This window comes from Aureimonas frigidaquae, assembly GCF_001463905.1.
Taxonomy (GTDB): Bacteria; Pseudomonadota; Alphaproteobacteria; order Rhizobiales; family Rhizobiaceae; genus Aureimonas; species Aureimonas frigidaquae.
This window is the reverse complement of sequence record NZ_BBWR01000017.1, coordinates 191877-216787: the sequence shown is the minus strand read 5'-3', so window position 1 is coordinate 216787 and position 24911 is coordinate 191877. Positions and strand designations below refer to the sequence as shown.

The 24911-nt window shown below is 60.1% G+C and carries 20 protein-coding genes, 3 tRNA genes and 1 pseudogene; 9 read left to right on the top strand and 15 right to left on the bottom strand.

Annotated elements, in window-relative coordinates; all coding sequences use genetic code 11:
* Positions 1 to 173: 173 nt before the first annotated feature.
* A tRNA-Gly gene (locus tag AUL30_RS17125) sits at positions 174 to 247 on the bottom strand.
* Between the two features lie 32 nt (positions 248 to 279).
* A tRNA-Tyr gene (locus AUL30_RS17120) sits at positions 280 to 364 on the bottom strand.
* A gap of 221 nt (positions 365 to 585) precedes the next feature.
* Here AUL30_RS17120 and AUL30_RS17115 point away from each other — a divergent pair.
* Positions 586 to 1395 (top strand): TrmH family RNA methyltransferase, encoded by an 810-nt coding sequence (locus AUL30_RS17115; protein WP_062229127.1) that lies wholly within the window; start codon positions 586 to 588, stop codon positions 1393 to 1395.
* Here the strand turns inward: AUL30_RS17115 and AUL30_RS17110 are convergent.
* Positions 1357 to 1620 (bottom strand): hypothetical protein, encoded by a 264-nt coding sequence (locus tag AUL30_RS17110; RefSeq protein ID WP_062229104.1) that lies wholly within the window; start codon positions 1618 to 1620, stop codon positions 1357 to 1359. The genes AUL30_RS17115 and AUL30_RS17110 overlap by 39 nt on opposite strands.
* 143 nt (positions 1621 to 1763) lie before the next feature.
* On the opposite strand from AUL30_RS17110, the gene AUL30_RS17105 reads away from it, so the two are divergent.
* A complete protein-coding gene (locus AUL30_RS17105; protein WP_062229126.1) occupies positions 1764 to 2303 on the top strand; it encodes a TRAP transporter small permease subunit in 540 nt (179 codons plus the stop codon).
* Between the two features lie 33 nt (positions 2304 to 2336).
* On the top strand, positions 2337 to 3833 hold the full coding sequence (locus AUL30_RS17100) for a TRAP transporter large permease (RefSeq protein WP_062229103.1): 1497 nt from the start codon (positions 2337 to 2339) through the stop codon (positions 3831 to 3833).
* An 82-nt stretch (positions 3834 to 3915) separates the two neighbouring features.
* Here the strand turns inward: AUL30_RS17100 and AUL30_RS17095 are convergent, their stop codons facing one another.
* Positions 3916 to 5019, bottom strand: a complete 1104-nt coding sequence (locus AUL30_RS17095) for a TRAP transporter substrate-binding protein (RefSeq protein ID WP_062229102.1) — start codon at positions 5017 to 5019, stop codon at positions 3916 to 3918.
* A gap of 151 nt (positions 5020 to 5170) precedes the next feature.
* Between AUL30_RS17095 and AUL30_RS17090 the strand changes: the two genes are divergently transcribed.
* A tRNA-Thr gene (locus tag AUL30_RS17090) sits at positions 5171 to 5246 on the top strand.
* 166 nt (positions 5247 to 5412) lie between these two features.
* On the opposite strand, the gene AUL30_RS17085 is transcribed toward AUL30_RS17090, so the two are convergent.
* Both AUL30_RS17085 and AUL30_RS17075 read right to left on the bottom strand, forming a co-directional pair.
* Positions 5413 to 5862 (bottom strand): hypothetical protein, encoded by a 450-nt coding sequence (locus AUL30_RS17085; RefSeq protein WP_157070266.1) that lies wholly within the window; start codon positions 5860 to 5862, stop codon positions 5413 to 5415.
* Positions 5863 to 6189: 327 nt separating this feature from the next.
* Entirely contained in the window at positions 6190 to 7047 is an 858-nt protein-coding gene (locus AUL30_RS17075) for a hypothetical protein (RefSeq protein ID WP_157070264.1), read from the bottom strand.
* Positions 7048 to 7870: 823 nt separating this feature from the next.
* Here AUL30_RS17075 and AUL30_RS17070 point away from each other — a divergent pair.
* From AUL30_RS17070 to AUL30_RS19550, 5 genes and pseudogenes are all read left to right on the top strand, one after another.
* Complete coding sequence (locus AUL30_RS17070; protein ID WP_202814524.1) at positions 7871 to 9418, top strand: recombinase family protein; 1548 nt, start codon at positions 7871 to 7873, stop codon at positions 9416 to 9418.
* Complete coding sequence (locus AUL30_RS17065) at positions 9418 to 10317, top strand: plasmid partitioning protein RepB C-terminal domain-containing protein (protein ID WP_062229097.1); 900 nt, start codon at positions 9418 to 9420, stop codon at positions 10315 to 10317. The genes AUL30_RS17070 and AUL30_RS17065 overlap by 1 nt, the downstream gene beginning before the upstream one ends.
* The gene (locus AUL30_RS17060) at positions 10314 to 11216 is read left to right on the top strand and encodes a plasmid partitioning protein RepB C-terminal domain-containing protein (RefSeq protein WP_062229096.1); all 903 of its coding nucleotides are present in this window, start codon (positions 10314 to 10316) and stop codon (positions 11214 to 11216) included. Before AUL30_RS17065 ends, AUL30_RS17060 begins: the two co-directional genes overlap by 4 nt.
* 777 nt (positions 11217 to 11993) lie before the next feature.
* Positions 11994 to 12158 (top strand): annotated as a pseudogene (locus tag AUL30_RS20170) (integrase); the annotation flags it as partial.
* 646 nt (positions 12159 to 12804) lie between these two features.
* Complete coding sequence (locus tag AUL30_RS19550; RefSeq protein ID WP_083508019.1) at positions 12805 to 13977, top strand: ATP-binding protein; 1173 nt, start codon at positions 12805 to 12807, stop codon at positions 13975 to 13977.
* 40 nt (positions 13978 to 14017) lie between these two features.
* Here AUL30_RS19550 and AUL30_RS17055 read toward each other — a convergent pair whose 3' ends face one another.
* The 9 genes from AUL30_RS17055 to AUL30_RS17015 all read right to left on the bottom strand — a co-directional run bounded on the left by AUL30_RS17055 (position 14018) and on the right by AUL30_RS17015 (position 24745).
* On the bottom strand, positions 14018 to 16099 hold the full coding sequence (locus AUL30_RS17055; RefSeq protein ID WP_062229095.1) for a hypothetical protein: 2082 nt from the start codon (positions 16097 to 16099) through the stop codon (positions 14018 to 14020).
* Entirely contained in the window at positions 16099 to 17514 is a 1416-nt protein-coding gene (locus AUL30_RS17050; RefSeq protein WP_062229094.1) for a hypothetical protein, read from the bottom strand. Before AUL30_RS17050 ends, AUL30_RS17055 begins: the two co-directional genes overlap by 1 nt.
* 9 nt (positions 17515 to 17523) lie before the next feature.
* Positions 17524 to 17985 (bottom strand): hypothetical protein, encoded by a 462-nt coding sequence (locus tag AUL30_RS17045; RefSeq protein ID WP_062229093.1) that lies wholly within the window; start codon positions 17983 to 17985, stop codon positions 17524 to 17526.
* Positions 17982 to 18380, bottom strand: coding sequence for a hypothetical protein (locus AUL30_RS17040; RefSeq protein ID WP_157070263.1), 399 nt, complete (start codon positions 18378 to 18380; stop codon positions 17982 to 17984). Before AUL30_RS17040 ends, AUL30_RS17045 begins: the two co-directional genes overlap by 4 nt.
* A 309-nt stretch (positions 18381 to 18689) precedes the next feature.
* Positions 18690 to 19313 carry a recombinase family protein gene (locus AUL30_RS17035; RefSeq protein WP_062229091.1) on the bottom strand — a complete coding sequence of 208 codons (624 nt, stop codon included), beginning with the start codon at positions 19311 to 19313 and terminating at the stop codon, positions 18690 to 18692.
* Positions 19314 to 19427: 114 nt separating this feature from the next.
* Complete coding sequence (locus tag AUL30_RS17030; protein WP_062229090.1) at positions 19428 to 19730, bottom strand: hypothetical protein; 303 nt, start codon at positions 19728 to 19730, stop codon at positions 19428 to 19430.
* An 861-nt stretch (positions 19731 to 20591) separates the two neighbouring features.
* A complete protein-coding gene (locus tag AUL30_RS19545) occupies positions 20592 to 23105 on the bottom strand; it encodes an AAA family ATPase (protein WP_083508018.1) in 2514 nt (837 codons plus the stop codon).
* 345 nt (positions 23106 to 23450) lie between these two features.
* Positions 23451 to 24356, bottom strand: coding sequence for a hypothetical protein (locus tag AUL30_RS17020; protein WP_062229088.1), 906 nt, complete (start codon positions 24354 to 24356; stop codon positions 23451 to 23453).
* Positions 24353 to 24745: a hypothetical protein gene (locus AUL30_RS17015; protein ID WP_062229087.1), complete on the bottom strand. Its 393-nt coding sequence runs from the start codon at positions 24743 to 24745 to the stop codon at positions 24353 to 24355. Before AUL30_RS17015 ends, AUL30_RS17020 begins: the two co-directional genes overlap by 4 nt.
* Between the last annotated feature and the right edge of the window lie 166 nt (positions 24746 to 24911).

Below are 24911 nucleotides of genomic sequence, written 5' to 3'. Positions count from 1 at the left end.
TTTATCGGTTTCCTGACGCTTAGCTCTGTGAGAACTGCGGCGCGACATATAGGCTTGAAACAAGAAAAACAAGCGCGCCGCGCAAAAGCCGTTGAAAGATGGAAGCCTGCACCGATACCTGGGGCGCTTCGTCGCGCCGGGCCACGGGCCTATCGTTACCTTGCAAGCGGAAGTGGAGCGGGTAGCGGGAATCGAACCCGCGTATTCAGCTTGGAAGGCTGCTGCTCTACCATTGAGCTATACCCGCGACAGTCCGAGACGCGCATGCTCCCGCGGCAGTGGTGGAGGGAGTTGGATTTGAACCAACGTAGGCTAAGCCAACGGATTTACAGTCCGTCCCCTTTAACCACTCGGGCATCCCTCCAGGCTCTGCCGCTTGGGAGCGTGTGCGTCGAAGCTGCTTTTCGGCCAGGCCGTCCCGCTGCTTCGGGCGGCGTTATGGAGAGGCCAGGCGCATCTGTCAACACACCGTCATGCAATTCCCAGGAAGTTCCGGGAAGCCTGCGGGCCCTACCGCACCGCGGGCTCGGCATGCCGCCGCAAAAGCCCGTCGCGCTTTGAGCGCCGATCATGTACATGGCCAGCATGACCGAGAACCCGCGCCACACCCCGAAGGATACCCATTACGCCAAACTCCGGCGCGCCCATCGCGACCGGCAGCGGGAGGCGGTGCCACAGGACGACGGCCGCGTGCGCCTGTACGGCCTGCACACGGTGCTCGCGGCACTCGACAATCCCCGGCGCAAGCTGATTCGGCTTCGGGCCACGCGCAACGCGCTGCAGCGGCTCGGGCGTGACCCCGCCTCGCTGCCCTGCCCCTTCGAACTGGTGGAACCCCGCGCGCTCGATGCCGAGCTCGGCAGCGATGCGGTGCATCAGGGCGTGCTCCTGGAGGCGGAGCCGCTCGCGAATGGCGGCCTGGCGCAGGCGGCCGGTGCCGACCTTCTGCTTGTTCTGGATCAGGTGACCGATCCACATAATGTGGGCGCCATCCTGCGCTCGGCAACGGCCTTCGGCGCGGGCGCAGTGGTGACGACGAGCCGGCATTCGCCCCAGGAATCCGGGGTGCTGGCCAAGGCGGCCTCCGGCGCGCTCGAAGAAATCCCCTATGTGCAGGTGGTCAATCTGGCCGAAGCGCTTGAGGATCTGAAAGCCAGGGGCTTCCAGCTCATCGGCCTGGATTCCGATGGCCCCCTGCCCCTCGAGCCGACATTCTCCGGTGGCCGAATCGCACTCGTCCTCGGCAGCGAGGGCAAGGGCCTGCGGCAGAAGACCAGAACCACCGTGGATGCGCTCGCCCGGCTGGAAGCGCCGGGGGCGATTCGTTCGCTCAACGTCTCCAACGCGGCGGCTGTCTCACTCTACGCCGCGCGAAAGCACCTCGCCGCGCGCTGATAAGCGTGCCGCCTGGCCGACAGCGCCGCGGGCCTGACGGTCCAGCGCGCGCAGGCGGATGTCGCGCAGCGTCAGCCTGCCGCCGCAGGACGCGGCCGTATCCCCCTTCGCCCGCATGCGCCGCAGGAGGAGGAGCTCGAAGGCAAGCCGCTGCGCAAGCGTCTCGACCAGCCGGGCCTGCCCTTCGATCCGCCGCGTCGCCGCGTCCACATTCGTTCCGGCCAAAACATCGACCCTTCCCTTGAATTTTGCGCCCCAGCACCCGCTAAGCGTTGGACATTGCGCGTTTCTGCGTGAACATTCGGCAGGGAAATAGCCTCGCCGCAAGGGGCGTCATGCCGGGCCGCGTCCCGGAACGGGGGGACGTCATGCCAATCCTGCTCGCCTTTTCGCGCGCGGTCGACCGCATCAATGCCGGCTTTGCCGTCATCGCGGATTATCTGGTGCTGGCCGCAGTGTTGATCAGCGCCGGCAATGCGCTGTCGCGCTACCTCTTCCATGTCAGCTCCAATGCGATGCTGGAAATCCAGTGGTACATGTTCGCCGGCATGGTGCTTTTGGGCGCGGCCTACACCTTGAAGCTGAACCAGCATGTCCGCGTGGACCTGATCTATGCGAGCCTGACGACCCGCCAGCGACTATACGTCGACATTGCCGGGTTTCTGATCCTGTATCTTCCCGTCATCGGAACCCTCTTCTGGCTCTGCTGGCCGTTTTTCCTGCGCTCGTTCCTGTCGGGCGAAACCTCCATGAATGCCGGGGGGCTGATCCTCTGGCCGGCCAAGGCGACACTGCCGCTCGGCTTTGCCCTTCTGTTTCTTCAGGGGCTGTCCGAACTCATCAAGCGCGTCGCCGCGCTGCGCGGCCTGACCGAGATCGAAACCCGCTACGAAAAGCCGCTGCAGTAGCCACGGGGCGCGTCCGCCAGGGAGTTCTTGCGTATGTTCGAATACGGACCGATGCCGCCGCTGATGTTCGGCAGCATGATCGTCTTCCTTCTGATCGGCTTTCCGGTGGCGTTCTCGCTGGCCGCGGTGGGGATGCTCTTCGGCGTGCTCGGCATCGTCTACGAGCATTTCAGCCCGAGCCTTCTGGGCGCCCTGCCCCTGCGCTTCTATGGCACCATTTCCAACGATCTGCTCCTGGCGATTCCCTTCTTCACCTTCATGGGCGCCATCCTGGAGCGCTGCGGCCTTGCGGAGGATCTTCTCGAAGGGTCCGGACAGCTCTTCGGCCCGCTGCCGGGGGGCCTTGCCTATGCGGTCATTCTGGTCGGGGCGGTGCTGGGCGCCATCACCGGCACCGTCGCGGCATCGGTGATCGCCATGGGTGTCGTGTCGCTGCCGATCATGATGCGCTACGGCTACGACATGCGGCTGGCGACGGGCGTCATCGCGGCGTCCGGCACGATCACGCAGGTGATCCCGCCATCGCTGGTGCTGATCATTCTGGCCGACCAGCTCGGTCGCTCGGTCGGCGATATGTATGCCGGCGCGATCGGCCCCTCCATCCTGCAGATCCTGATCTTCCTGGCCTTCATCTTCGTGATGTCGCGGCTGCGCCCGCACGCCATGCCGCCGCTGCCGCCGGAAGCGCGAACGCTGCATGGCTGGCCGCTTCTGTGGCGGGTGGCCAAGGCCATGGTGCCGTCCCTCGCGCTCATCTTCGTGGTCCTGGGCACCATGTTCATGGGGCTCGCCACGCCCACCGAGGCCGGCGCCATGGGGTCGATCGGCGCGATGCTGCTGGCAGCGCTGCACCGTCGTCTGAACTGGCAGCTCATTCGCGAAGCCATGGCCATGACCATGCGGCTGACCGCCATGGTGGTCTTCATCCTGATCGGAGCGACCGTCTTCAGTCTGGTCTTTCAGGGCATGGATGGCGGCCACTGGATCCAGTACCTCCTGTCACACATACCGGGCGGCGCGGTCGGCTTCCTGATCTTCGTCAACATCTTCATCTTCTTCATCGCCTTCTTCCTCGATTTCTTCGAGATCGCCTTTATCGTCGTGCCGCTTCTGGTGCCGGTGGCGGAGGCGTTGAACATCGACCTGATCTGGTTCGGCGTGCTCCTCTGCGTGAACATGCAGACATCCTTCATGCACCCGCCCTTCGGCTTTGCCCTCTTCTACCTGCGCGGCATCGCGCCGCCGCAGGTCCGCACGTCGGACATTTATCTCGGCGCCATTCCCTGGCTGTGCCTGCAGCTCGTGCTTGTGGCGGTGCTGATCGCCTGGCCGGAGTCAGTCACCTATTTCATCTCCCCGGAAGCCGTGGTGGACCCGGCCAATATCCGTCTGGATATCCCAATGCCGGGAGCAGGAGGCGCCGCGCCGGCCGCACCCTCCTTCGGCGCACCACCCGCCCCGACTTTCGGTGCGCCGCCGGCGCCGAGCTTCGGCGCCCCGCCTCCGCCGAGTTTCGGCGCACCAGGCTAGGCGCCAATGACAAAGGGGCCCCGCGATCACCTCGCGGAGCCCCTGTCACAAAGCCGTTGCGGTTGGCCGACGGCCGCCTCGCCTACTGGCCGGAGGCCTGCCGCGAATAGGCGTAGGTATCGTTGGTATATTCGGCGACGCGGAACCATTCGAAGCTCTGCGAGCGGAATGTGTTCCACGGATCGTAGATCGCCTTCCAGCGCGGATTGCTCTCGTCCAATTGCCGGTAGAGCGCCTGCGCCGAATCATAGGCTGCATCGAGCACGTCACGCGGCAGCGGACGCAACTGTACGCCCTTGGCGACGAGGGAGCGGATCGCCGTCGTGTTCTTTACGTCGTAATCGGCCAGCATGGAAATGTTGCAGGCCTTGGCGGCCGTATCGAGCGCCGTCCGGTAGGATTGCGGCAGTTCCTCGTATTTGGCCTTGTTGAAGACGTAGTGGACCGTCGGCCCCGCTTCCCAGAAGGCAGGGTAATAATAAAACGGCGCGACCTGATAGAAGCCGAGCTTTTCATCGTCATACGGCCCGACGAACTCGGTGGCGTCGAGCGTCCCCCGCTCGAGCGCCGGGTAGACATCGCCACCGGCAAGCTGCTGCCCGATGACGCCGAGCGGCGCGAGAACCTGCCCCGCAATACCTGCAATGCGCATCTTCAGACCCTGAAGATCGGCAACGCTGTTGATTTCCTTGCGGAACCAGCCCCCCATCTGCGTACCGGTATTGCCGCCGGGCCGCGCCACGACGGAATAGGGCTCCAGGAAGGTGTCGATCGCCTCGTTGCCGCCGCCGGAATAGAGCCAGGCATTCTGCTGCCGGGCGTTGAGGCCGAAGGGAATGGACGAGCCGATCGCGAAGGTCGGATCCTTGCCCACATAATAGTAGAGGACGGTGTGGGCGCATTCGACCGTCTGGTCGCTGACGGCATCCAGCGCCGACAGGCCGGGAACGAGTTCGCCCGCCGGGAAGGTATCGATGCGGAAGCGCCCGTCGGTCAATTCGGAAATGGTCCGCGCAAAGAGCTGGCAGTTGCCGTAGAGCGTGTCGAGCGTATTGGGAAAACTGGACGTCAGGCGCCAGCGTATGCTCGGGCTTTCCTGCGCAACGGCCGGCGCCGCCAAAGCCACCCCGCCCGCGACACCACCGGCCACGCTGCCGGACTTCAAGAGAAACTGACGACGATCCAATTGACCCTCCCACGCGACGCGATTCTTCCGATCGCCCAACTGTCTTTCCGTTCCGATCAAACGATAGCTGCGGCGGGAAGACAAGAAGGAACGGGCACGGCGCATTTCCAGGATGCAAGCCTGCCCAGCTTATGCTAGATGCGCGCGCAGGGCCGGCTTAGCTCAGATGGTAGAGCACCTGATTTGTAATCAGGGGGTCACGGGTTCGATCCCTGTAGCCGGCACCAATAAGAACAGGCACTTAGGCGGTATTTGGCTGGTTTGGCGTGTCGCGTCTTGTCGCACTCAGTATCCATGGTTTGTGGGGTTTTCAGCTGGGTTGCGGCAATTCTGTGCGACATGCTTGCGACATGGCTTTGCCGCTTCACACGAAGCCGGCGAGGTTCGTTAGCGTCAATCGAGCGATCCGCGGTCCTGCAGAGCGAAATTGTTTTCGAACTGCCCGAATTCGCGGATGACACGCGCGATTGTCATTCGCTGACGACCACTTTCAGCTCTCGATGCGACAGTCCGGGCGATATCGGACGGCACTATGAAAATACGACGACGTTCATCGGTTGTCGCGGGAATGAGAACAAACGCGATCCAATCGAACGCATCTTCGGCGTGAAAGCGGAACGCCTTCGTGTCGTTGGCGCGTGTCCGCGCCTTGACGGAAATCCTTTGAGCAGGCCGATCCACGGGCTGGGCAATGACATCGTACCCGGGCCAAAAGTCCGGTGCCTTCATCGCCGGCACACCCGCTAGGGTTAGCTCCGCCGCGATTAGCATTTCGCAAGCGTCTCCCATCTGTTTTGTCGTGTACGGTCGTACCGATCCTGCGACGTGAACCGTTTCTTCCATGAGACCCTCCAAGCCTAACTGCGCGCTCGTTCGCGCGGCGAAAAAGGGCTGACACAACTTCTGGTTGCTGGCAGCCCGCATTCTCGCTCAGTATGCTATGGGGATGATACAGCCGCCTCACCTCCTCGACGATCATCCCGACTACGCGTTCGAGTGCGAACAAGCACTGGACCAAGCGATCAACGATATCGGCGATGCGGCTGTAGCGGCCGGCTGGCATGATGCGGCCGTCGATGCCGCTCTCCTACGGATAGTGCGGGACCGTGTCTTCGGCCGCATTGAGGCAGAGCCACTCCTAATCAGGCCGCGCTTTCTCGATCGGTAGCGTCAGCCTTCCGGCGTCTGCTCGGCCAGCTCCCACACCCTGGCCCTGCCGGCACCGACTGCGCGGATCCAGCCGGCCCTCTGCATACGCTGCAGCTGAGATAGTCCTGAGCGTTGCGCTTTGATGCCGGCAACCTGACGAAGATCCGCGGCGGTCGCCTGGCCGACCCTTCGAAGCTTGGCCAGGATCTTTTTCGTTTCGGGCCGCTTCGCCAGCTCGGCCTCGCGTTCTTCCAGTGTCGGACGCTGGTATGGCTCTTTGACTGGTGGAGGGGTCCAGGCCCTACTGCCGTCTGGCATTGAGCCCGTAAGCAGCTCTGTTGCTGACCATAGCGTGTCCGGCCCTTTGGGGCCTTCGCGCTGGAGCCACCCGTCTGCCTCTCGATCACGAAGGGCTCTGGCCAACCGCTGACCGGAGATCTCGGGAAACCGGCGTCGCAATTCTTCGGTCGTTGCTGGCCCGTAGCGGCGGATGAGATCCAGGACCTTAAGCGTGGCGCTCTGGCCAGACGGGAGCCCTGTCCACGAGCGGTTAATCGGCTGCCACACACCGTCTATCAACTCGTCGCCGGGATCCAAGGACACTTCGAAGGCTAACCTGTGTGGCAACCTGATCCATTCGTGTTGCCAGTCTGCCCTACCATCGAAGAATTCCATAAATTCAAGCGCGCATCTGAGATGTGAGCGATCATCCGGCAAACGGTTGGCGACAACGGTTGCCTCGGCCAGCGCCGTGGCCCAAACCTTCGCAGCGTCCATCTTCAGGTCCGCAGGTGCGTTAGCGACTGCATCGTTCATCCGGGCCTGGATGACGGCTCGCACGGTCACCAAAAACTCCGCCCGCTTATCCAAGTCGATCACGAAAGCCCCCATCAATGACGTGGGTTCACCCTACACACTACCGTCTGCGGGCAAAAATGGATCGATCGTCGGGTTTGGCGCCTTGGTATATACGCATGATCGAGTTCGCAGCTCCCATGCACGTGAAGCAGCCGTGCTTGCACCTTTCCGGGTCTCGGCAGATTGCTGACATGATCTGATCTCGATCCGGGTGAACGGAGAATGCTCGAAGCGCTGCGACGACCAACATCGTTGTCTCTGGGCTTAACACCGCATTGTGCTGTGCCCTCGCGACCGCCTCCAGTCGTTCAGCAAGGTCAGGCAGGGATCTGTATGGGCGACGCATACCCACCTTATGGCGCGACACCGGATTGAGAACAAGTGGTGAACATTGCGAACTCGTGACGGCTTTCTACGCTAGCCGTCGACCAGGCGCACAAAGCGTTCCGCTTCGTCCCTCAGAGCGAATAGTCGAACTGACGATACGGCTTCCCGACGGCCCGCCATTAGGAGAAGCACTGTCAGGACTTCGGGAGAGTTTGCAGCCAATGACACCAGATGATGTCCGCGCGGCCCGACATCGCCATGTAGCCAGTTTGTAGCGGTCCGTTCGCATGCTCCCGTCCACCTTTGAACCAGCTTCAACGCGCGGTGGCTGTCCCCGATCTCATTGACCAGCGCTACTCCAACCGCCTTTGCGTATGCATCCGGCGTCACCGGAATGAACTTGCTGTTTTTCGGCAGCATTTTTCCATCCCTCCAATATAGCATTCCGTCTCTGTTGCACTTTGCTGTTGGCAATCGAGATGCGAATGGGAGAGTTCTGAGGATGCCTCCGCGCAGAATGACATGGCGTAAAACAGACGATGGGCGGCCGGTAAAGGCCGCATGCTACGTCCGCATGTCAACCGAGCACCAAAGATACTCCACCGAGAACCAGATTGGCGTGATCCAAACATTCGCCAAGCAGCATAACCTGGATATTGTTAAGACCTATCAGGACGCTGGCAAGAGTGGTCTAACGATTGAACGTCGGAGTGGCCTGAAGGCACTCGTTGGAGACGTATCATCAGGCAAGGCCGAATTCGTTGTCGTCTTGGTTTACGACATATCGCGATGGGGCCGTTTCCAAGACGTCGGCGAGAGCACGTATTACGAATTTCTTTGCCGACGTCAGGGTGTCGATGTCTGCTACTGCGCCGAGCAGTTTGAAAACGACGGCAGCATCGGATCTGAGATACAAAAGGTCGTCAAGCAAAGTATGGCTGCCGAGTACAGCCGAGAGCTCTCAGTCAAGGTGTTCCTGGGACAGGCAAATCTCATTCGGAAAGGCTTCCGGCAGGGTGGACACGCGGGCTTCGGGTTAAGGCGAACACTACTCGACGAAACCGGAGCGTTCAAACAGGAGCTTCGGTATGGCGAAAGGAAAAGCCTACAGACCGACAGGGTCATTCTTCGACCAGGGCCTGACGACGAAGTCGAACGGGTCCGATGGATCTTCAGTTCGTTCATCAGTGGCAAAATGCTCGAGAGCGATATCGCGTCTAACCTAAACTCACTGGGAATACGAACTGACCTAGGGAGGCATTGGACGCGCGGCACGGTGCATCAGATCCTCGTAAATCCGAAATATGTTGGCGACAACGTTTGGAACCGGAGGTCTTCAAAGCTCGGTGGCAGGTCGGAGCAAAACCCGAGGGAGGCTTGGATCGAGGAGCCCGACGCCTTTACGGCGATCGTGACCCGTGACCAATTCGAGCTCGTTCAGCGGATCATCGAAAAGCGTCATAGACGCCTTTCAGACAATGAGATGTTAGCTGTGCTTCGAGACATACTGCTCCGGCGCGGGCAGTTGTCCGGCCTGATCATCGACGAAGAAGAAAACGCTCCGTCCAGCAGCTGTTACGCCCGGCGGTTCGGCAGCCTTCACACGAGTTATCAGCTTATCGGATACGATACTGGGCGAGATTTGGCGTATCTGGCAGACAATCGCCGGCTGAGGGAGATGCATCCATCAGTCGTCAGTTCAGCCATAGGCCAAATTGTCCGCTCTGGCGGTACCGTCCAGCAGATGAGAGCCGGTCTACTGTCTGTTAACAGCGAGTTGGCGATCTCGTTGGTGCTGTGCAGACATAACACCTTACCCAGCGGCGCGTCACGCTGGACGGTGCGATTTGATACTGTTCTCTGCCCTGATCTGACAGTCGCAGTTCGAATGGACAAATCGAACACCGAGGCACGGGACTACTTCGTTCTTCCATTCGTGGAAATGACCACGGAGCATCTCAAGCTTAAGGAAGCCAATGGGGCCGGCTTGGACGCGTACAGGTTTGAAAGCTTAGATTTCTTAGGTCGCGTTTCATCCCGCACTCCGCTTCGGGAGGTTAGCTGATGCGTATCGATGAGCCGATCAGGCAATCATCCATTCTCCTAGTGCCTATCGCGTCAGTGCATGTTCTAAACCCAAGAACCCGCAATCAGAAAGTGTTTGCTGGATTAGTTGAGAACATTTCTACAGTCGGGCTTAAGCGGCCAATTACGGTCTCGAGAGCTCGAGCCGGGGATCGGAACGAGGCTTACGATCTGATCTGCGGCCAGGGTCGGCTTGAGGCCTGCAAGGCGCTTGGCGAGACCCATATCGCGGCGTCTGTGGTGCAGGCCTCGGAGGCAGATCGATATCTGATGAGCCTCGTCGAAAACCTGGCACGGCGTCGCCACAAGAGCGGGGATTTGCTGGGTGCAATCCGCGCGTTGGACGAGCGAGGTTACACCGGCACTCAGATCGCGGCGAAAACCGGCCTCGCCACGTCATACATCCATGGAATTGTTATGCTGCTAAAGGCCGGCGAGGCGCGACTGATTGGAGCCGTTGAGCAGGGATGGCTTCCCATGCGGTTGGCCTGTGACATCGCTCGGGTGGACGATGCAGGTACGCAGGTGATCATGATGAACGCATACCAGGATGGTCTGCTGAAGGGCGATCAGCTTCTGAAGGTTCGGAGACTGATTGATCAGAGGCGGATGGTGGGCCGGAACTACGAAAGGTGGAAGCACAAAGCAGCCACTCCGCTTACGGCAAATCGACTACTGCAGACATATCAACGCGAAGTGCGACGGCAGCGCATGGCGGTGAAGAAGGCGGAAATCAGCGAAAGCCGTTTGCTCTTTGTGGTTTCCGCCGTGCGGCGTTTGATGGCGGATGAGCATTTCAGAACCGTGCTTAGAGCCGAAGGCATTGAGACAATGCCAGCTGCACTATCGGAGCGACTTCAGTTGGAGGCGCAGACATGACCGGTGTTCGCTGGGCCTTCAAGCCTGAGATACTGACGATCCCACTAGCGAAACTGCTGCCAACGAAGGCCCTCGCTGCAGATCTTCAGTTCGCGTCCAAATTTCGAACCATCCTCGCGTCCGTACGGGAAGTTGGGATTGTGGAGCCCCTCGCTGTGTATCCGCAGGAGGGGGAAAACGAGGACATATACATACTCCTAGACGGGCACATGCGGTTAGAGGCTCTGAAGATACTAAACTCTACCGCCGCTCCATGCCTGGTAGCAACGGACGATGAGGCTTTCACGTACAACCGTCAGATCACTAGACTAAGTGCGATCCAAGAGCATCGTATGATCCTCACTGCCATTGAGCGCGGCGTTCCGCGGGAGCGTATAGCCGCTGCTCTCGAGGTGGACGTTGATCGCATTCGAGAGCGCCAAAATCTTCTTAAAGGCATCGCACCCGAAGTAGCCGAGATGCTGAAAAACAAGATGGCTAACCGTTCAATTTTTGCGGTTCTCCGCAAGATGAAGCCAATGCGCCAGATCGAAGCCGCCGAGATGATGATCGCTGCAAACATCTATTCTCTTAAGTATGTTGAGATGATCTACGCTACCACCCGGCCGGAACAGCTCGAACCATTGAAAGGGCGCCAGAAAATCCACGGCATCGCACCAAGCGATTTGGCCCGCATGGAGCGCGAAATGGAAAAGCTGAACGCGGACTACAAGGAAGTTGAGGACACGCACGGTGAGACCATGCTGACGCTGGTGGTGGCCAAAGGCTATATAAGCCGGCTCCTCGGCAACGCAAACGTCCTGGACTACCTCAAGCGGTACCATAACGAACTGACCGATGGGCTGTTCTCAACAATGGAAGGGATCGCAACAGATGCCCGCCGCATCGAAAGAGAGTGACGGCGGCCGATCAAACGATGCTAGGGTACGCAGGATAGCATCCAGGAGTGCGTCCGATGCCGATACCCAGTCCGACGGCAAATGAGAACGATCGCCGAGCTGAATGTGCAAGGATCGTTCAGGACATTGTTCTGCAGATCGAGCGTGAGGCGTTAGACGCAGGGTGGTCAGCTGCTGAGCTTGCGGAGGCCTTCACCCGTTATGCGCAAGGCGCGCAGTTAAGAGCTGTTCCTGCGGCTCAATATCAAGCACTCGCAAACGACCTAATTGACACCATAATTAGGAAACCCCGCTGACTAGGTCACTCTTCAGCCGCTGGGCTAAGTCAAGAATGGCATTAGAACGACCGCAATTACAAATTTCGCATTCGGTTGAACTGTCACACGCGTTGCCTGAAAGCCACGACGCGGTCGCTTCCTCACGCCAGATTTCGGGACGGTATGCAAGGCTGATTGTCGCCGCGTAGCGTTTCATGAAACAATGTCCGGTCTTGGGGGATCGGATGGGGAAGACAAGGAGCACATTTGGTTGGATTGCCGCTGGTGTGTTCGGCCTCCTCTGGCTTGGCTCTGGAGAGTAAGAGCCGAGACCGAGCGCCCCGCGCCCTCGTCCTGCCGCTTTCGCGGCTCCATCCGTCATCGAACGGCCGCCGCAGGTTGAGCGCACCGTGGCGGTGCAATCTGATGAAGGCATACGGTCTGTAGCTCGAACTGTCGCCTATGCGACGGTGCGCGTTCGGGTGCGATCTGGTCCAACGACATCAGACAGCGTTCTGGCAGCGCTCTTGCACACTTCGTCGGAGATGCTACCGAGCGCGCCTATCGCCGAGGCGATGCCTTGGAGAAGCGGCGTGCAATGATGGAAGCGTGGGCTGGTTTCTGTTTCGGCAACTCAGGAGATGACGTTGGATCGAAGGGGGTGAAGAATGGCCAGGAAGTCTAACGTCCGATCGCCTGCTGCATTTGCGATCAGTATATTGGCTCTGGCAGGATGCCAAACCGGCGCCGAGTACGAAGCTGGGCAGCAGGCCGCAATCGGCAATGCGCTCGCATCGTATCAGGGTCGTACAGTGGCCGACTTCATCACCGAGCAAAATGCTTTCCGATTGGTCGATGGTTACGATGCGGAGCCGGGACGGCGGATGTTCGTATTCGAAACGTCGCCAGTTTCGGTGACGACCACACTGCCCGCTTACACGCCCGCACCACGCACATACAACAACCAGGCTGTTGGTGCTGGGTTCAATAATGTGGCGTCGTCAATCGGGACTATCCCAGCCGTGTCTCGTTCGACCGTGCAGGTTTGCCGCGTTTCCGTCACAGCTCAGCATGACGGACCTGGTACTACCGCAAGCGACTGGACCGTGATGCGAGTTTCACACGGCGATCACTGTTAGCGACATTGGCAATATACGCGCACCGGTTCTCGAACGAACGCCCCACTGCATCTGTTCCTATGGAGCACCGCAGAAAACGTACCAGCTGACCCAGCCGAGCTAGACCGCTAATAGTCTACTAAAAACTACAAAAGGATAGGATAAATCGCTAGTGCGTGCTAGACATTTGTAGCGTTTAACGAGGAATGCGACGTGGACCCGTTTTCAAATCCCTTTGCGCCTGGGGCTGGAAGTCGCCCTCCAGAATTAGCCGGACGAGATACGATCCTCGAGAACGCTCGGATATCCTGTGGCAGGGCTTTGAAGGGGCGTCCCGCTCGCTCAATGATGCTGCTTGGGCTGAGGGGAACGGGTAAGACGGTTCTACTAAGCGAAATCGGCAGGATCGCCGAGAGCGAAGGATTGTTGGTTTCGAAGGTTGAGGCGCCCGAGAGAACGACATTAGCTAACCTTCTTTACCCGGAGATGCGGAAGGTAGCTCGGTCACTCTCTAACACTGAAGCCGCCAAGCAGTACGCTCAACGAGCACTGAGCGGTTTACGTAATTTCGCGGCAGTTTTCAAAATTGAATATGGTGGACTTGCATTCGGTGTTGAGCCTGCTCCTGAAGCCGGCCTAGCCGAGAGCGGGGATATTCAGCATGATCTCCCCGACCTCTTCGGTCAGATTGGTAGAGCGGCACAGGCTGCAGGCAAAGGCTGGCTGCTACTGATCGATGAAGTTCAATATCTTTCTGAGAAGGATCTTGCTGGCCTTATCGTTGCGCTACATCGAATGTCTCAAGACGGGCTGCCGGTGATCTTCGTCGGAGCCGGACTTCCGCAGGTTGCACGGCTTGCGGGAGATGCCAAATCGTACGCAGAAAGGCTATTCAGTTATCCAGCGGTCGGTGCGCTCGATAGTCAAGCCGCCGGAAAAGCTGTTAAGAAGCCAATCATTGATGAGGGAGCAAGCATTTCTGAGGATGGCCTACACGAGATCATTGATAGGACAAAAGGGTACCCTTTCTTTCTTCAAGAACTTGCCTCATTCGCTTGGAACAATGCTCCGGGGCCCGAAATCGACGCTACAGACGTAGTCTCATCCTACGATGAAACTGTTCGCTCCCTAGACGACGGATTTTTTCGAGTGCGTCTGGACAGACTTACCAAAGCAGAAGTGCAATTCGTGAACTCAATGGCATCCTTGGGTGATGGGCCTTACCAATTCTCTGACATAGCGCGGGCAATGGGTCGCGATCCCAGATCTCTAGGACCTGTTCGAGCGAGCATTATATTCAAAGGCATGATCTATAGCACCGATCACGGCTATCTAGACTTCACAGTACCGCTGTTTGCCGACTTTATTCGCAGACAAAACCCATAGCACGCGGACCTAATACCGCAGACTACCTGTCAGAATTGCATCACGGCTGTGTGATCAAAGTACTTGTAGCGCCTGCCATTATCGCCCGGATCAACTCCTGCGGATCTAACGTCGGCGGTGCTACCTGGGCGCGGCCGTAGCCGAAAATGGCGTCGATGAGTTCGTCTCGCTCCGGCCCCCGGCGGGACACGGCGTCTCCGAACTCAGTGCGCATCTGCTCCGCGCGACCGGCGCTACGGCGGTTGAGAAGCACATCGGCGCCCTTACCAACTGTGCGCTTCGTATCGCCCCACAAGCCGGTAGCAGGGTCGAGAGCGTTCAGAACGACATCCTGCTTGCCTTCATACTCCAGACCCCGCGATTGCCTCTCAGCTGTCGCGCTACCGCCCGTGATGGCGTTCGAGCGATTAGAGAAGGCCGTTTCATTCTGAAGGGTCTGCAGGAACTGTGTAGCTCGGTCATCATCGCCCAGGACAAGGCCGAGCTTCTCTCTGTTCCACCCCTTCTCAAACAGAGCTCGAGCTGCGGACGCGTCGCGGCGGGCCGTACCCATCACTTCGGCCAGCTGGTCACGCGCGCCGATCTGGAACGCTTCACGCTCGGCATCCGTCATCGAGCTCAGGCGGCGCCGAAGATCGTCCGGCCTGGTCGACGCGCTGAAGACGTCCTGACCGAGGGCCATCGCATCGCGGACGCGTGTGGGGCCCGACCATGCCTGGCGGGCTGCCGCGTATTCCGGATTGGCGTCGTCGAGTGCCCGAATGAACGATGATTGCAGTTCTACCAAAGCGCGGCCGCGCTCGTCCAAGGCCAATCTACCTGTGGTAGGATCGCGATAGGTTTCGATCTGCTGATCCAGCCCCTTCTTCGCCGCATTGAGCGTCCGCATGTTCGGCGTGCCCTGGATGATCGCATCTCCCGCTTCGTCGTAGCCGGCAATGCGAAGATCAAGGGGATTAAACTGTTCCCCTCGCGCGAGGGCCTCAAGCCTTTGTATCTCGACCCCATCGCGCAGCCCGCGGCGAATGTTCGGTTCGTCTATGAACTGCTGCATTCGATCGTTCCATTCGATCGGACGATCCAGTGCACCCCGGTACAACGGTTCAGCAGCAGCGGAACGAGTTCTAATCAGATCGTCCACCGTTTCGGCCATATTGCGAGCCGGGCCAAGTGCCGTGTCGGCTGCGTCTGCGATGCGCTGCGGCGCGCCTGCCTGGCGGTCGGCTAAGCGCCGGCGAACGGTCGCGGCGCCTTCGCCGGGCTTCGTCACCATCGCCGCCGTGCCGCGGCCGAGATTGTCGCCCAGATCAAGCAACATGGCGTCGTCGCCCATCTGCGCGGCGCGCTGCCGGGCGGCTGACACCGAAAGGCCATCCCGCTCCATCTCCCGGCTGATCTGCGCAGCCGTGCGGCCCGATATGCCAACTGGGGCGACAGCTTGGTCTGCAGCGCGGTTCCGCGCGATGGCGCTCGGGGCATTGGCAACTGCACCAGCCGGCAAGCCCGCAGCGAAACTTCCCGCAAGCGCGCCAACCGGCTCCCAGCCATCGGGCGCCATATCGGCGCCCGCGACCGCACCGGCACCTGCAGCGCCGCCGACAACAGCGTCTGCGGCAACGCGGCCGAGACTATTCGATGGGCCGAAGATGGTAGTCGCAGTCTGTGCCACCTGCGGGGAGAGCATACCAGCGCGATTGGCCGCGCCCAAGACGCCGGCCGGGACGACGGCGCCGACAACACCAGCTCCCGCGCCGCGGGCGAGTTGGTCACCCATTCCATCGGCGACGGTGTTCGCCGGATCCAGTTCCGGGCGGATTGCACCAAGAGTTTCGGCGATACCGCGCGAGCCCAAGCCGACATTTGGCGCCAACGGCTCGATCTCGGTTCCGAATGTCGCGTTGATGCCGCGAGCTGCGAGATTGCGGATACCGCGGGCAGCGTCGACCGGCGCCCCCGCAATCGCATACAGCGCCTCATTCGCTCCGGCAGTGGCGTTCATCGCCGCGCCGCCGAACTGGCCAGTACCTTCCAGCCTCGGCTGCTGGCGCCGCTCCCAAGGCTTCTGCGAGGGCATGGACGTGCCGCTCGCTTCGACGCCGTATCTTTCCCATGGGCCTGCCATCAGCGTATCTCCTTCCAACTGGAGGATTGGGCAGGATCTCCGCCAAGGTAGCGGTAGCCGTCCTCGATCGTGCCGATTGCCAAGGTGGAAGCGCCTGCGCCGCCTTCCGCGGCGGACCCGGGGTCGGCAGCTTCGATCATTGCTTTGACTTGCGGTGTCATGATCGACAGCCGGTTAAGGTCTGCCAGCTGACGGCGTGCGTCTTCAGCTTCCAACTCTCTGTTCTGGTACCCGGAGACAATCTCGCCGCGGCGCATATTGATATCCGCCTTTCGTTTCATCGTTTCCAGGATCAGTCGGTTCGCCTCAGGGTCGTAGCGAAGCCGAGGCAGCGAACGCAGCATGCCATTGTATTCGATGTCGCTTGTCGCGCCTGACCCTTCGACGCGTAGTCCTGGTGCTGCGCGACTGACAACCGCCTGCCATGCCGCACTCGAGGTAGTCGCTTCGGGAAACAGCTCTGCGAGGCGCCCGACAAGAGGACCTTGTGGGGCGCTGTCGACCAGCCCCTCCAGGATACTCAGATCCTGATTGAGCCCAGAGGCCGTCACGGCTGCGCTTTGCAGATCGCTCCAACGCTTGCCTTCGGCCTCGTCGAGCTTGTCGCGAAGCTTGCCGTCGGGCGCATCGCCGTTGTTGACCTGGACGAGCGGATTGTTCGGCGCAGCTTGCGCGCCGGTTCGAACCGCAGCGCCTGGGCTCATGAAGGTAGGAGCCCCATCTGCTCCGATGGCGCGCACGGGAGTGTTATCGCCGACAATAGCGTCGATCAGGTCTTGTTCGGAGAGAGTACCGTTTTCGACTAGTCGTCTCCGGTCTTGGCCGGCCACCTGCGTCTCGGATGGTGCGAACTTATCCCGAGCGAACTGCTGCAGGTCGGCGGTGGGCAGGCTGCCCATTGCCGCCGCCACCACCTCATCGGTGGATAGCGCCTGCGCCGCACCTTCCAGCTGAACACCGAGCCCTGTAGCAGCAGCTGTCTGACCCGGAAGGAATGCACGCTGGCCTGGGTTAAGGGTTACAGGTAGTGCGTTCTGGCGATCCATCGCGGCCGCTTCCATCATCTGACGCTCGGTCAGCGCACGCTGATTGTCGGCGGCGTTGTTCGCCCGCGAGGTCGCGGCGTTGGCATCTACTCCGTACCGCGCCGTCGCGTCGCCCATGTCGAGGGCGCGCCAGCTCTGCGTCGGATTGTAAATGCCGAGCGCCGTGGCTTGGCGGTCGAAATCCTGCTGCGGCATCGTGGTCGCGCCGGCGTAGAAGTCCTGGATCCGCGCCGCCTCTTCGGAGGCCGCCTTTGCCTTCGCGTACGCATACGTGTCCGACGCGCTCGGCGGTGCGAACATGGATGCAATGTTCGAGAACACCGCGCCGATGCTAGGGTCGTTGTACGCTCGGTTGGTCCGAATGGGCATCTGATGCTCCTAGTTCAAAACCGCGCCGGGGGCGGGTTGCGTTTCTTGGGCGCGGCGAATTGCGATCATCCGGGCGAACGGGTCACCATGGGCAGCAAGCCGGCGACGTCGGAAGAGCGCGTCGAGCTCGTCTGCAATCAGAGCAACGCGGTCGAGCCGGGCAAGTAGAATGCCTCGCGGCTCGCGCCTGTCGGCTCGCAGCCCCATCTGGATCAGCAATCCGGCAGCAGCGCCAAAGCCCATCCGAACGTCTTCGGGCTCCAACGAGGGTGACGCTGCGCGAGCAACATGGTCGGCAGCGAACCAGATGCCGTCTGCGAGTTCGGCTTTATCCGGCGACGCTGCGAAGACTGGGTCGAGAAACGCGATCAGGACAACGCGTAGCATCAAGACAGCTGGCTCGATCGGCTGCGATCCGTCCATATCGGCGATGTGCTTGCGGAGCACATCCTCAAGACGCCAGGCGGTCATTCGAAGACCCCCTGTCGAGGCGCATATGTCGTCGGATAGAATGGCTCACCCACGCGGGCCAAGGCTTGAATGACTACCGCTCGCCGCTGTCGCAACCGACCTTCAATTTCTGCTTCCAGCTGCGCGCTCTCAAGGCTGTTGCGGAAAATGCGTACGCTTGCGTGCGTGTCCGGATCGATCGCCTCGCGGGCTCCGTCTGAGCCGAGATAGGATATCAGGCTGACGGTCGCGTTGATGCCCCGCAGGATTTCAGCGCGAGTGATGTGTACGGGAAGGTGCTCGAGCGCCGCGGGTCGGCAGGATTTGAGCGCTTCTATATGGTTGGCGGCGGATGTTGGGGTGAGCGCAAAATCGTACCGGAAGGACCGGTCGATCTTCGTGATCGCCGCCGACAACTTTCGCAGCGTTTCAGCGCCGCGAGCCTCATTCAGGCATGCGAGCGCGCCTGGCGGGTCTGAGTAGGTTCGGCTCGGCGAGTGGAACATCGGAACGCCCGCGGTTGATCATGGGCCGATTATCGTCCGGATCCAATTGCGCTTCATCACCGAAAAATAGGCAACAAAGCGCCATGGCTTCGCGGGAAAAGTTCGGGGTAGCCAGAAATTTGTAGCGGGATGGGCCGCCGTTTCTGCCACCCGGGTCGGAGTACCCGGCGGGGGTGGGGTCGGGCTCCGCACCCACGCGGTGGCTAGGTCGGGATCAGCCTAAGTCGAAGCTATCTTCGTACGCTTGGCCAGCCGCGCCAATGTAGAGCGTGAGGCGCCAGTCGCTGCAATAATCTCGCTCCAGCTCATTCCCTTCTGGAGCATCCCGACGAGAGCACTGTTCCGCGTCGTGTTCTCCGGCCGTCCGCGGAACTTGCCTGCCGCCTTTGCCTTCAAAACTCCTTCGGCCTGCCTCCTACGGCGGTCGTCGTAATCCTTGGCACTTACGGCCGCGAGCAAATCCAGCATTAAGTGGTTAAGCGCATCGAACAATCGTTTTGTGAATTCGTCAGCACCCGGCGTAGCCATTGCCCACGATGTCGGCAAATCCAACGACACAATCCTCACGTGCCTAGTTTGGATCTCCGCCTTCAGCGACGCCCAATCGCCAACGGACAATCGGGTCAAGCGATCGATCTGTTCAACAAGCAAAATGTCACCGGGGCGGCTGTCGCGCAGCAGACGGAAAAGCTCCGGGCGGGCTAATGCAGCGCCGCTGGCGTGCTCAACGTAGGCACCGGCTACATTGAGACCCCTCTCCTCCGCAAAGCGCTCCAAGGCGCCGCGTGCCCGCTCTGCGTCCTGATCGATAGTTGAAGCTCGGAGATAAAGGCGGGTCAACATTCTAGGCACCGGTTCGTTTTGACTAGTACCATTAGTACCGGTTCGTTTTGAGTTGTCAAACGGAATTATCGAACCGCTGTTTGGCCAGTGCCATCCGGGTATACCCAAATGGCACTAGTCGAAAACGCCATCTTTTCGTGAGCCAGTTCGCATGCTCTCCCGCATGCGGCGCAATTCGCGATCAATTTCCTCCGGCGTCATCTCGTGCGGTTCTTTCGCACGCTCGGCTTCGTCAGCTTTACCAAAGCCGCCGAGCGCCGCGGCGCGGAAGAGCAGACCAGCCGCGGTGGCCCTGGCAGGGGCAGGAGCCTTCGGATCCTGGCAGATCGCGATCGCTGCATCAGCTGCTGCCCGAATGCCTTCCACCTGAATGGTGCGCAGTACATCGCGACGTTCGCTCTCGATTTCATCAGTCACCCGAAAACTCCTTCTCCTTGAGCGATGGCACGCTCATCACGCATCCGCTGCAACTCAGCTAACTCAGCGTCGAGCGTAGCAAGCCTGCTGTCGGCTATTGCCGGCGCTGACGCATGGGCTTCTAAACTCGCCCGGGCTGATCGGGCCTCCGCGATCTGCCGCCGGCGCGCGGTTCGCGCTGCTGGATCGCCGGGCTGATGAGCCGCCTTCCACTTGCGATAGCTTTCGCGCTCAGCCTCGTCGGCGGCTAAGAGGCGCCGGTTCAGTTTCTTTGCCGCTCGGTCCCGATCACGAAGTTTGCGGTCTAACCGCACACCCGCATCGGACCGATTTGGGTTCGGCCATTGCGGACGATGCCAATTTTTGCCGCGAGGCGTCTTACCGCCGTGGCAGTCGCACTTTCCATTTTCCATGGCTATCCGGCGGCATTGCTCGCCGGTCGATCTTGCCGTTGCCGAGCATCTCGGTCGGAAGGGCCGAACATTCCGATTATAATCGGTAATGGCCTGTCGAGCTTGCAGGCGGACATGTGCAGGGCAGTTCCCGGGCCGGCCAGTCATTGAGCGCCGCTCCTAGGCCAGCACATCTGGGGTATCATCTCGAGGCGGCACGCCGCCGGACAATTTGTCTTTCTCACCCACTCGGCAACGAACTCTGATACCTGCGACGCTAAACCTGCAACCGCCCCTATAAAGGGGGGCGTTGCAGGTTTGCAGGGTGTTGAGGTCTGCAGGTTTCCTAACCCCCGCAGATGCTGGGTTACAGCTCCATACATGCGAGAGGTGCAGCCTTCGCAGGTATCTGCAGGTTTGCAGGTTCCCAGAAAATAAGGGTTTTGGGCATTTGCAGGTCTCGCAGGTATCACTCGAAAACACCTCCGTTCGAGACTTCTTCAGCTTCGACAATCTGTCTGACAAATTGTCGGTGGACATACCACGCAGGATTACCGGCCGTTTTTTGCCTCTCACGCCATACCGCGTAGACGCATCCATCGACCTCGACCTCACGGGCATGCCTCCTCTCTGAGGGGACCACCGCATTGATCTTCTCGCGTCCAGTAGTCGCGCTGAACCCGAGGCTGTCACACATGACACGTGATAGATCTGTCCGAGACGTAGCGTCTTGGGTCATTGTGGAGGCGATAAAGCGAAGCAGTTCGGCCTCCTGTCTGGCGCCGCCATCTGCCTTGGCCAACGCGGCGAGAACCCGCTGCCGACTTGCGTCGAACCGGAGGTGGACGCCGACTGAGGAATTCGCCCGTGCGGCTACTTCAGGAACCGTCGATTGGAAATCTCTCGGCGCAACCCGCTCACCTGTCGGCAGGGCTGAAATCATCTCGAACCATTTCTCGCCAGGTTGCCGGCGAGCGTAGTTGCGCTTTGCATCATCCAAACGAACCATCTGAGATGCACGGTCGGGTGGCAACGCGAGCTCGGCAGCAATTGCAGGGCTCATCGGGAACAGAGTGTAAGCCGCCCGTACAAAGCCCATAATGGAGCTGCTCCCGCGTGACGCGTCCGCACTGCCGGCGCTCTGGTCTGAGTTACCTCGAGATTTCACTGTGTGATGGATGAGATCAATCGCAGCGCCGGACCGTTGCGCGAACGACCGGAGTGATACGCCCAAGGCCTCCATATCGGCCGAAGCGTTCTCATCGAGACCGCGATGCAGGGCAATCATCGGATCCAAGCCAACATAGACAATGCCTTCGCTACGAACGAAGGCAGCGAAAGCCGCGATATCGGGGTTGGGTGAAATCGACCCGTTGCGCTCCTTCCGCTCGGCGAACACCAAGCGGTGGTCGTCGTACCCGGACAGTATGCGAACGCGTTCACGAACTATGCGGTCTGGAACCTCGTGTACCCGTGCTATTGCCATTATCCGGCGACGCATTTCCTCCCGAGGATCTTCCGCGTTGTAAATTAGCACCGGACCAGGGCGTGCAACGTACTCTTGGGTCAGTGATCTACCGGTCGCAATTGCCAGCGCTGTTAGAATAGAAAAAGTGGACTTGGACACGCCTGGAGGACCAGAGCCGATTGTCACCACGCCAGGTTGAAAGCGCGTGCCGAGAACAAACTGACGAGGAGGTATTACCTCAATCTCATCGACGTCTAGACGAGAGGCCGTGGCGAAATCGAACGTTGGCTCGCCATCTCCAGAAGCTCCGGAGACAGCGGGAAAAAGCGGTTCCGATGGCTCTTCGAAATACCGCTCCACAATACCGCGGGGGGAATGGGGGTAGCCGCACCTTTCCCAATCACGTGCCAGCGCGCGAGGCGTCAGCTTTTCAGCTCGATCATGACCGGCCTGTACCGAGTGATCCCAAACCCAAGTGAGGGAAACGTAATCCTCGGCCTCAAACCCGGACTGCGCTAACAGTCGAGCGAGGGCCTCGCGATATCCTGACCCGGTCGTATCGGACGGTGCGTCCTGCCCATTCCAAAGCCCAGCAAGCGATGAACTCTGAGCCATGGCAGCTTGCAAGCGAGATTTCAGTCCCGCTGGCAGATCCTGAAAATCTATCGCGGCCGTCAGTTTTCCCCATGCCGAGGAAAATTCCGACTGTCTCCGCGCAATTGCGTCGTCACGATCGGCAGCGTCCTGTGTCGCCTTTGCGAGCGGCGGTGCGAATGCCGCGAATTGGTCCGGCGACATCACGGCGCTCGTCTGTCTAACCAAGGTTGCAGGGCGCATCACCCGTCCTCTAGCCTGCTTGCTTAAGTTGGGGGTGTTTACGGTACCAGGCAGTCGCGCGAGGCGATCGATGTTCTGAGTTGCGTCGCCCGCGAGCAGCCGACTTATGCTTCGGCCTTGAGCCTCGGCCCAGGCGGTCACTTCATTACTGACTGGCAATGGGTCCGAGAGCTTCCAGTGCAGCTGGAAGCCGCCACCGCTATCAATGACAAAAGTCGGTGGGAACGCAGCCGTGTCGTCGCGGAGACGTGCACCGAGTGCATCGATTTCCTGCGGGGCATTTCGCCCCGGAAGGTCGATATCAGCGGAGATGCTGCGTATATTGCCGATATCGGTCTTGCTCAGCTTGCCGTGTCGACTTCCGGGTGCAGGTTCGTTCGGTGAAAAGTAGAGATTGTCACCACGATCTATGCCCTCAAGGATGAAGCGTCGGGCTTCATCCCACCGCCCGGGGGGCATCGTGAACCCATCCCATCGAAGGCCGTTGTAGCGCACGATATTGTGCCAACCGTCAGGGTCGAAACGCTCAAGAAATGAAACCGCGGCATCCGCACGATCTTCGGGCGATGCTGCGCTGACACGTAGGTTGGGTTCGTCTGCTCGATCGGCAACGACGTCGCCGAACAACGCTGCCGGCTTACCATTCACTTTCGGCTCGGAATGCGCTAAGGTATTCATGTGCAATCCTTATTCCGGCGCTGGCGGTTCGCTCCCGCTGGCGCCGTCTACTTTCAGGGACGATCGTTGTTCACCACGAGCCTGAGAGTGGGCGGGCGGTTAATGCGGGGACGCTGACGGACGAGTGCGCGCAGGCTGGCTACAGTGACCCCGCTTCGTCCATTCACTTCAACGGGCTCCAAGACCTCAGCTCGGAGCCATGCCCTGATCCAACTATCACTGCGGCCAGCCCAGGTAGCCGCCTCGGCAATAGTCAAAGCCGTCGGCTCGGTTGTCCTCGTTGCAAGTCTCATGGCGCTCCCTCGAGTTGTTCCGCCACTATGCTGGCATCAAAGACGTTGCGCTTCATGCGGTCATTTTCGACGTTAAAGGGACACGCCGCCGCTTCTCCAGCATCTTGATTTGATGGCGGATCACGTAGCTCTCGAGGTGTTCAACTGCCCGTTTGCGCTGGCTGTCGAACGCTGGGTCGTGTTCATTTTCAGCATCGTGCAGCCACTGGGCTAAGTCGCCGCTGTCGATGACGCTGTTTAGCCTGGCTTCATGGTTTGATGGCGAGTAGTCGGATGCCCTGAACAGCTTCCACGCCCAATGCGCGATGCGAATGTCGTCGGCCAATCCTCCAGCAAGCGACGCCGTAGCGAAGGCCACTTCGGTCCGATCAGGGTTCCAGACGCTCCACAGCGGTCCAGTGTAAGTCGCCAGGCGACTACGGACATGGGAGTAGCTGACAACGCCATCCTGAGCCCCACGTGGCTTGCCCTTCTGAGCAACAAGCGCAGTTCGGGATATCTCCCCGGCGCCAAACGTCACGAAAAGCCCGGCAATGGCCGCGTTCAGTTGACGATCAAACGCCATGTTGGCCTGTGTCGCGGCAGACCGCTTACGCCCTTGATGCGTGTCCTGCTGCTTTAGCAGCACATAACGCAGCGTCCGATTTTGCCATACTAGGCCGCTGATCCAGTCAACGAGCTCCTGATTGACAGTGTCAATGAGGCGCTCCGCGTCCTGCGCGACCGCTTCACGAACATTTCCGAATTCCTTAGTCGCCCTCGTGCGGTGCCGGTGAAAGGCTGCGTTGCTCTCGCCCCGGTCGAGCCGAAGTGTCTCGGCAACAATTCGGAAAATGTCCGGATCAATCTCAACAGGGAGAGTAAGACTTTCGGTTTCACGTACTTGCAAACAAAAGCGCAAGAAATGGAGCACGGAGCGTGGATGAGGCGTCAGCCGCCGGCGGTCTTCAGGGGTCATTGCCCCGCCCCTTCAGATGAGGCCCACGGGCTGAGGTGCCGCTCCGAGAAGCCGCGCGCGACCAACCAGTCAACACCGCCGGCAGAAGCTTTGTCGGCGACGTCGAAAACCGACCATAAAAGGCGGTCGAGTTCATCGAGATAGTGGTCGACATCCGCATTATTCGCGGCAGCATCCCGGATGCGCGACACGAGATCCGACGCCAGCTTGGTCTGGATCGCGGCGTCGAGGTGAGAAGTTGCCCGCACCGTTGTGATTGCGGCACGCAGGGCTTCGGCCCTCTCTGCGTTGCAGCCGCTGCCAGGAGACGCATCTTCCAGTTCACGTGCTTCGGCCATCAACTTGGCGATGTCGAGCACAGAGTGGGCGGTCTTTGAAATTGCGGTCACGTCTTTTCCCTTTCGAGGATGCCCGGCCGTCTCGCTTCGCTGCGACAGTCCAGGAGACAAAGCTTCACCGCTCCGGCACCTCGAGGGTGCAGGCAGTTGACGGTGATGGTGGGATCGTGAGATCGTCGCCGCTGTTCAGGGGCTTTGACAGTCTCAATTACTGAAG

Coding starts and splice junctions, on each gene's coding strand:
- AUL30_RS17115 (WP_062229127.1), top strand. CDS start 586: ATGACCGAGAACCCGCGCCACACCCCGAAGGATACCCATTACGCCAAA.
- AUL30_RS17105 (WP_062229126.1), top strand. CDS start 1,764: ATGCCAATCCTGCTCGCCTTTTCGCGCGCGGTCGACCGCATCAATGCC.
- AUL30_RS17100 (WP_062229103.1), top strand. CDS start 2,337: ATGTTCGAATACGGACCGATGCCGCCGCTGATGTTCGGCAGCATGATC.
- AUL30_RS17085 (WP_157070266.1), bottom strand. CDS start 5,862: ATGGAAGAAACGGTTCACGTCGCAGGATCGGTACGACCGTACACGACA.
- AUL30_RS17070 (WP_202814524.1), top strand. CDS start 7,871: ATGACATGGCGTAAAACAGACGATGGGCGGCCGGTAAAGGCCGCATGC.
- AUL30_RS17065 (WP_062229097.1), top strand. CDS start 9,418: ATGCGTATCGATGAGCCGATCAGGCAATCATCCATTCTCCTAGTGCCT.
- AUL30_RS17060 (WP_062229096.1), top strand. CDS start 10,314: ATGACCGGTGTTCGCTGGGCCTTCAAGCCTGAGATACTGACGATCCCA.
- AUL30_RS17055 (WP_062229095.1), bottom strand. CDS start 16,099: ATGGCAGGCCCATGGGAAAGATACGGCGTCGAAGCGAGCGGCACGTCC.
- AUL30_RS17050 (WP_062229094.1), bottom strand. CDS start 17,514: ATGCCCATTCGGACCAACCGAGCGTACAACGACCCTAGCATCGGCGCG.
- AUL30_RS17045 (WP_062229093.1), bottom strand. CDS start 17,985: ATGACCGCCTGGCGTCTTGAGGATGTGCTCCGCAAGCACATCGCCGAT.
- AUL30_RS17035 (WP_062229091.1), bottom strand. CDS start 19,313: ATGTTGACCCGCCTTTATCTCCGAGCTTCAACTATCGATCAGGACGCA.
- AUL30_RS19545 (WP_083508018.1), bottom strand. CDS start 23,105: ATGAATACCTTAGCGCATTCCGAGCCGAAAGTGAATGGTAAGCCGGCA.
- AUL30_RS17020 (WP_062229088.1), bottom strand. CDS start 24,356: ATGACCCCTGAAGACCGCCGGCGGCTGACGCCTCATCCACGCTCCGTG.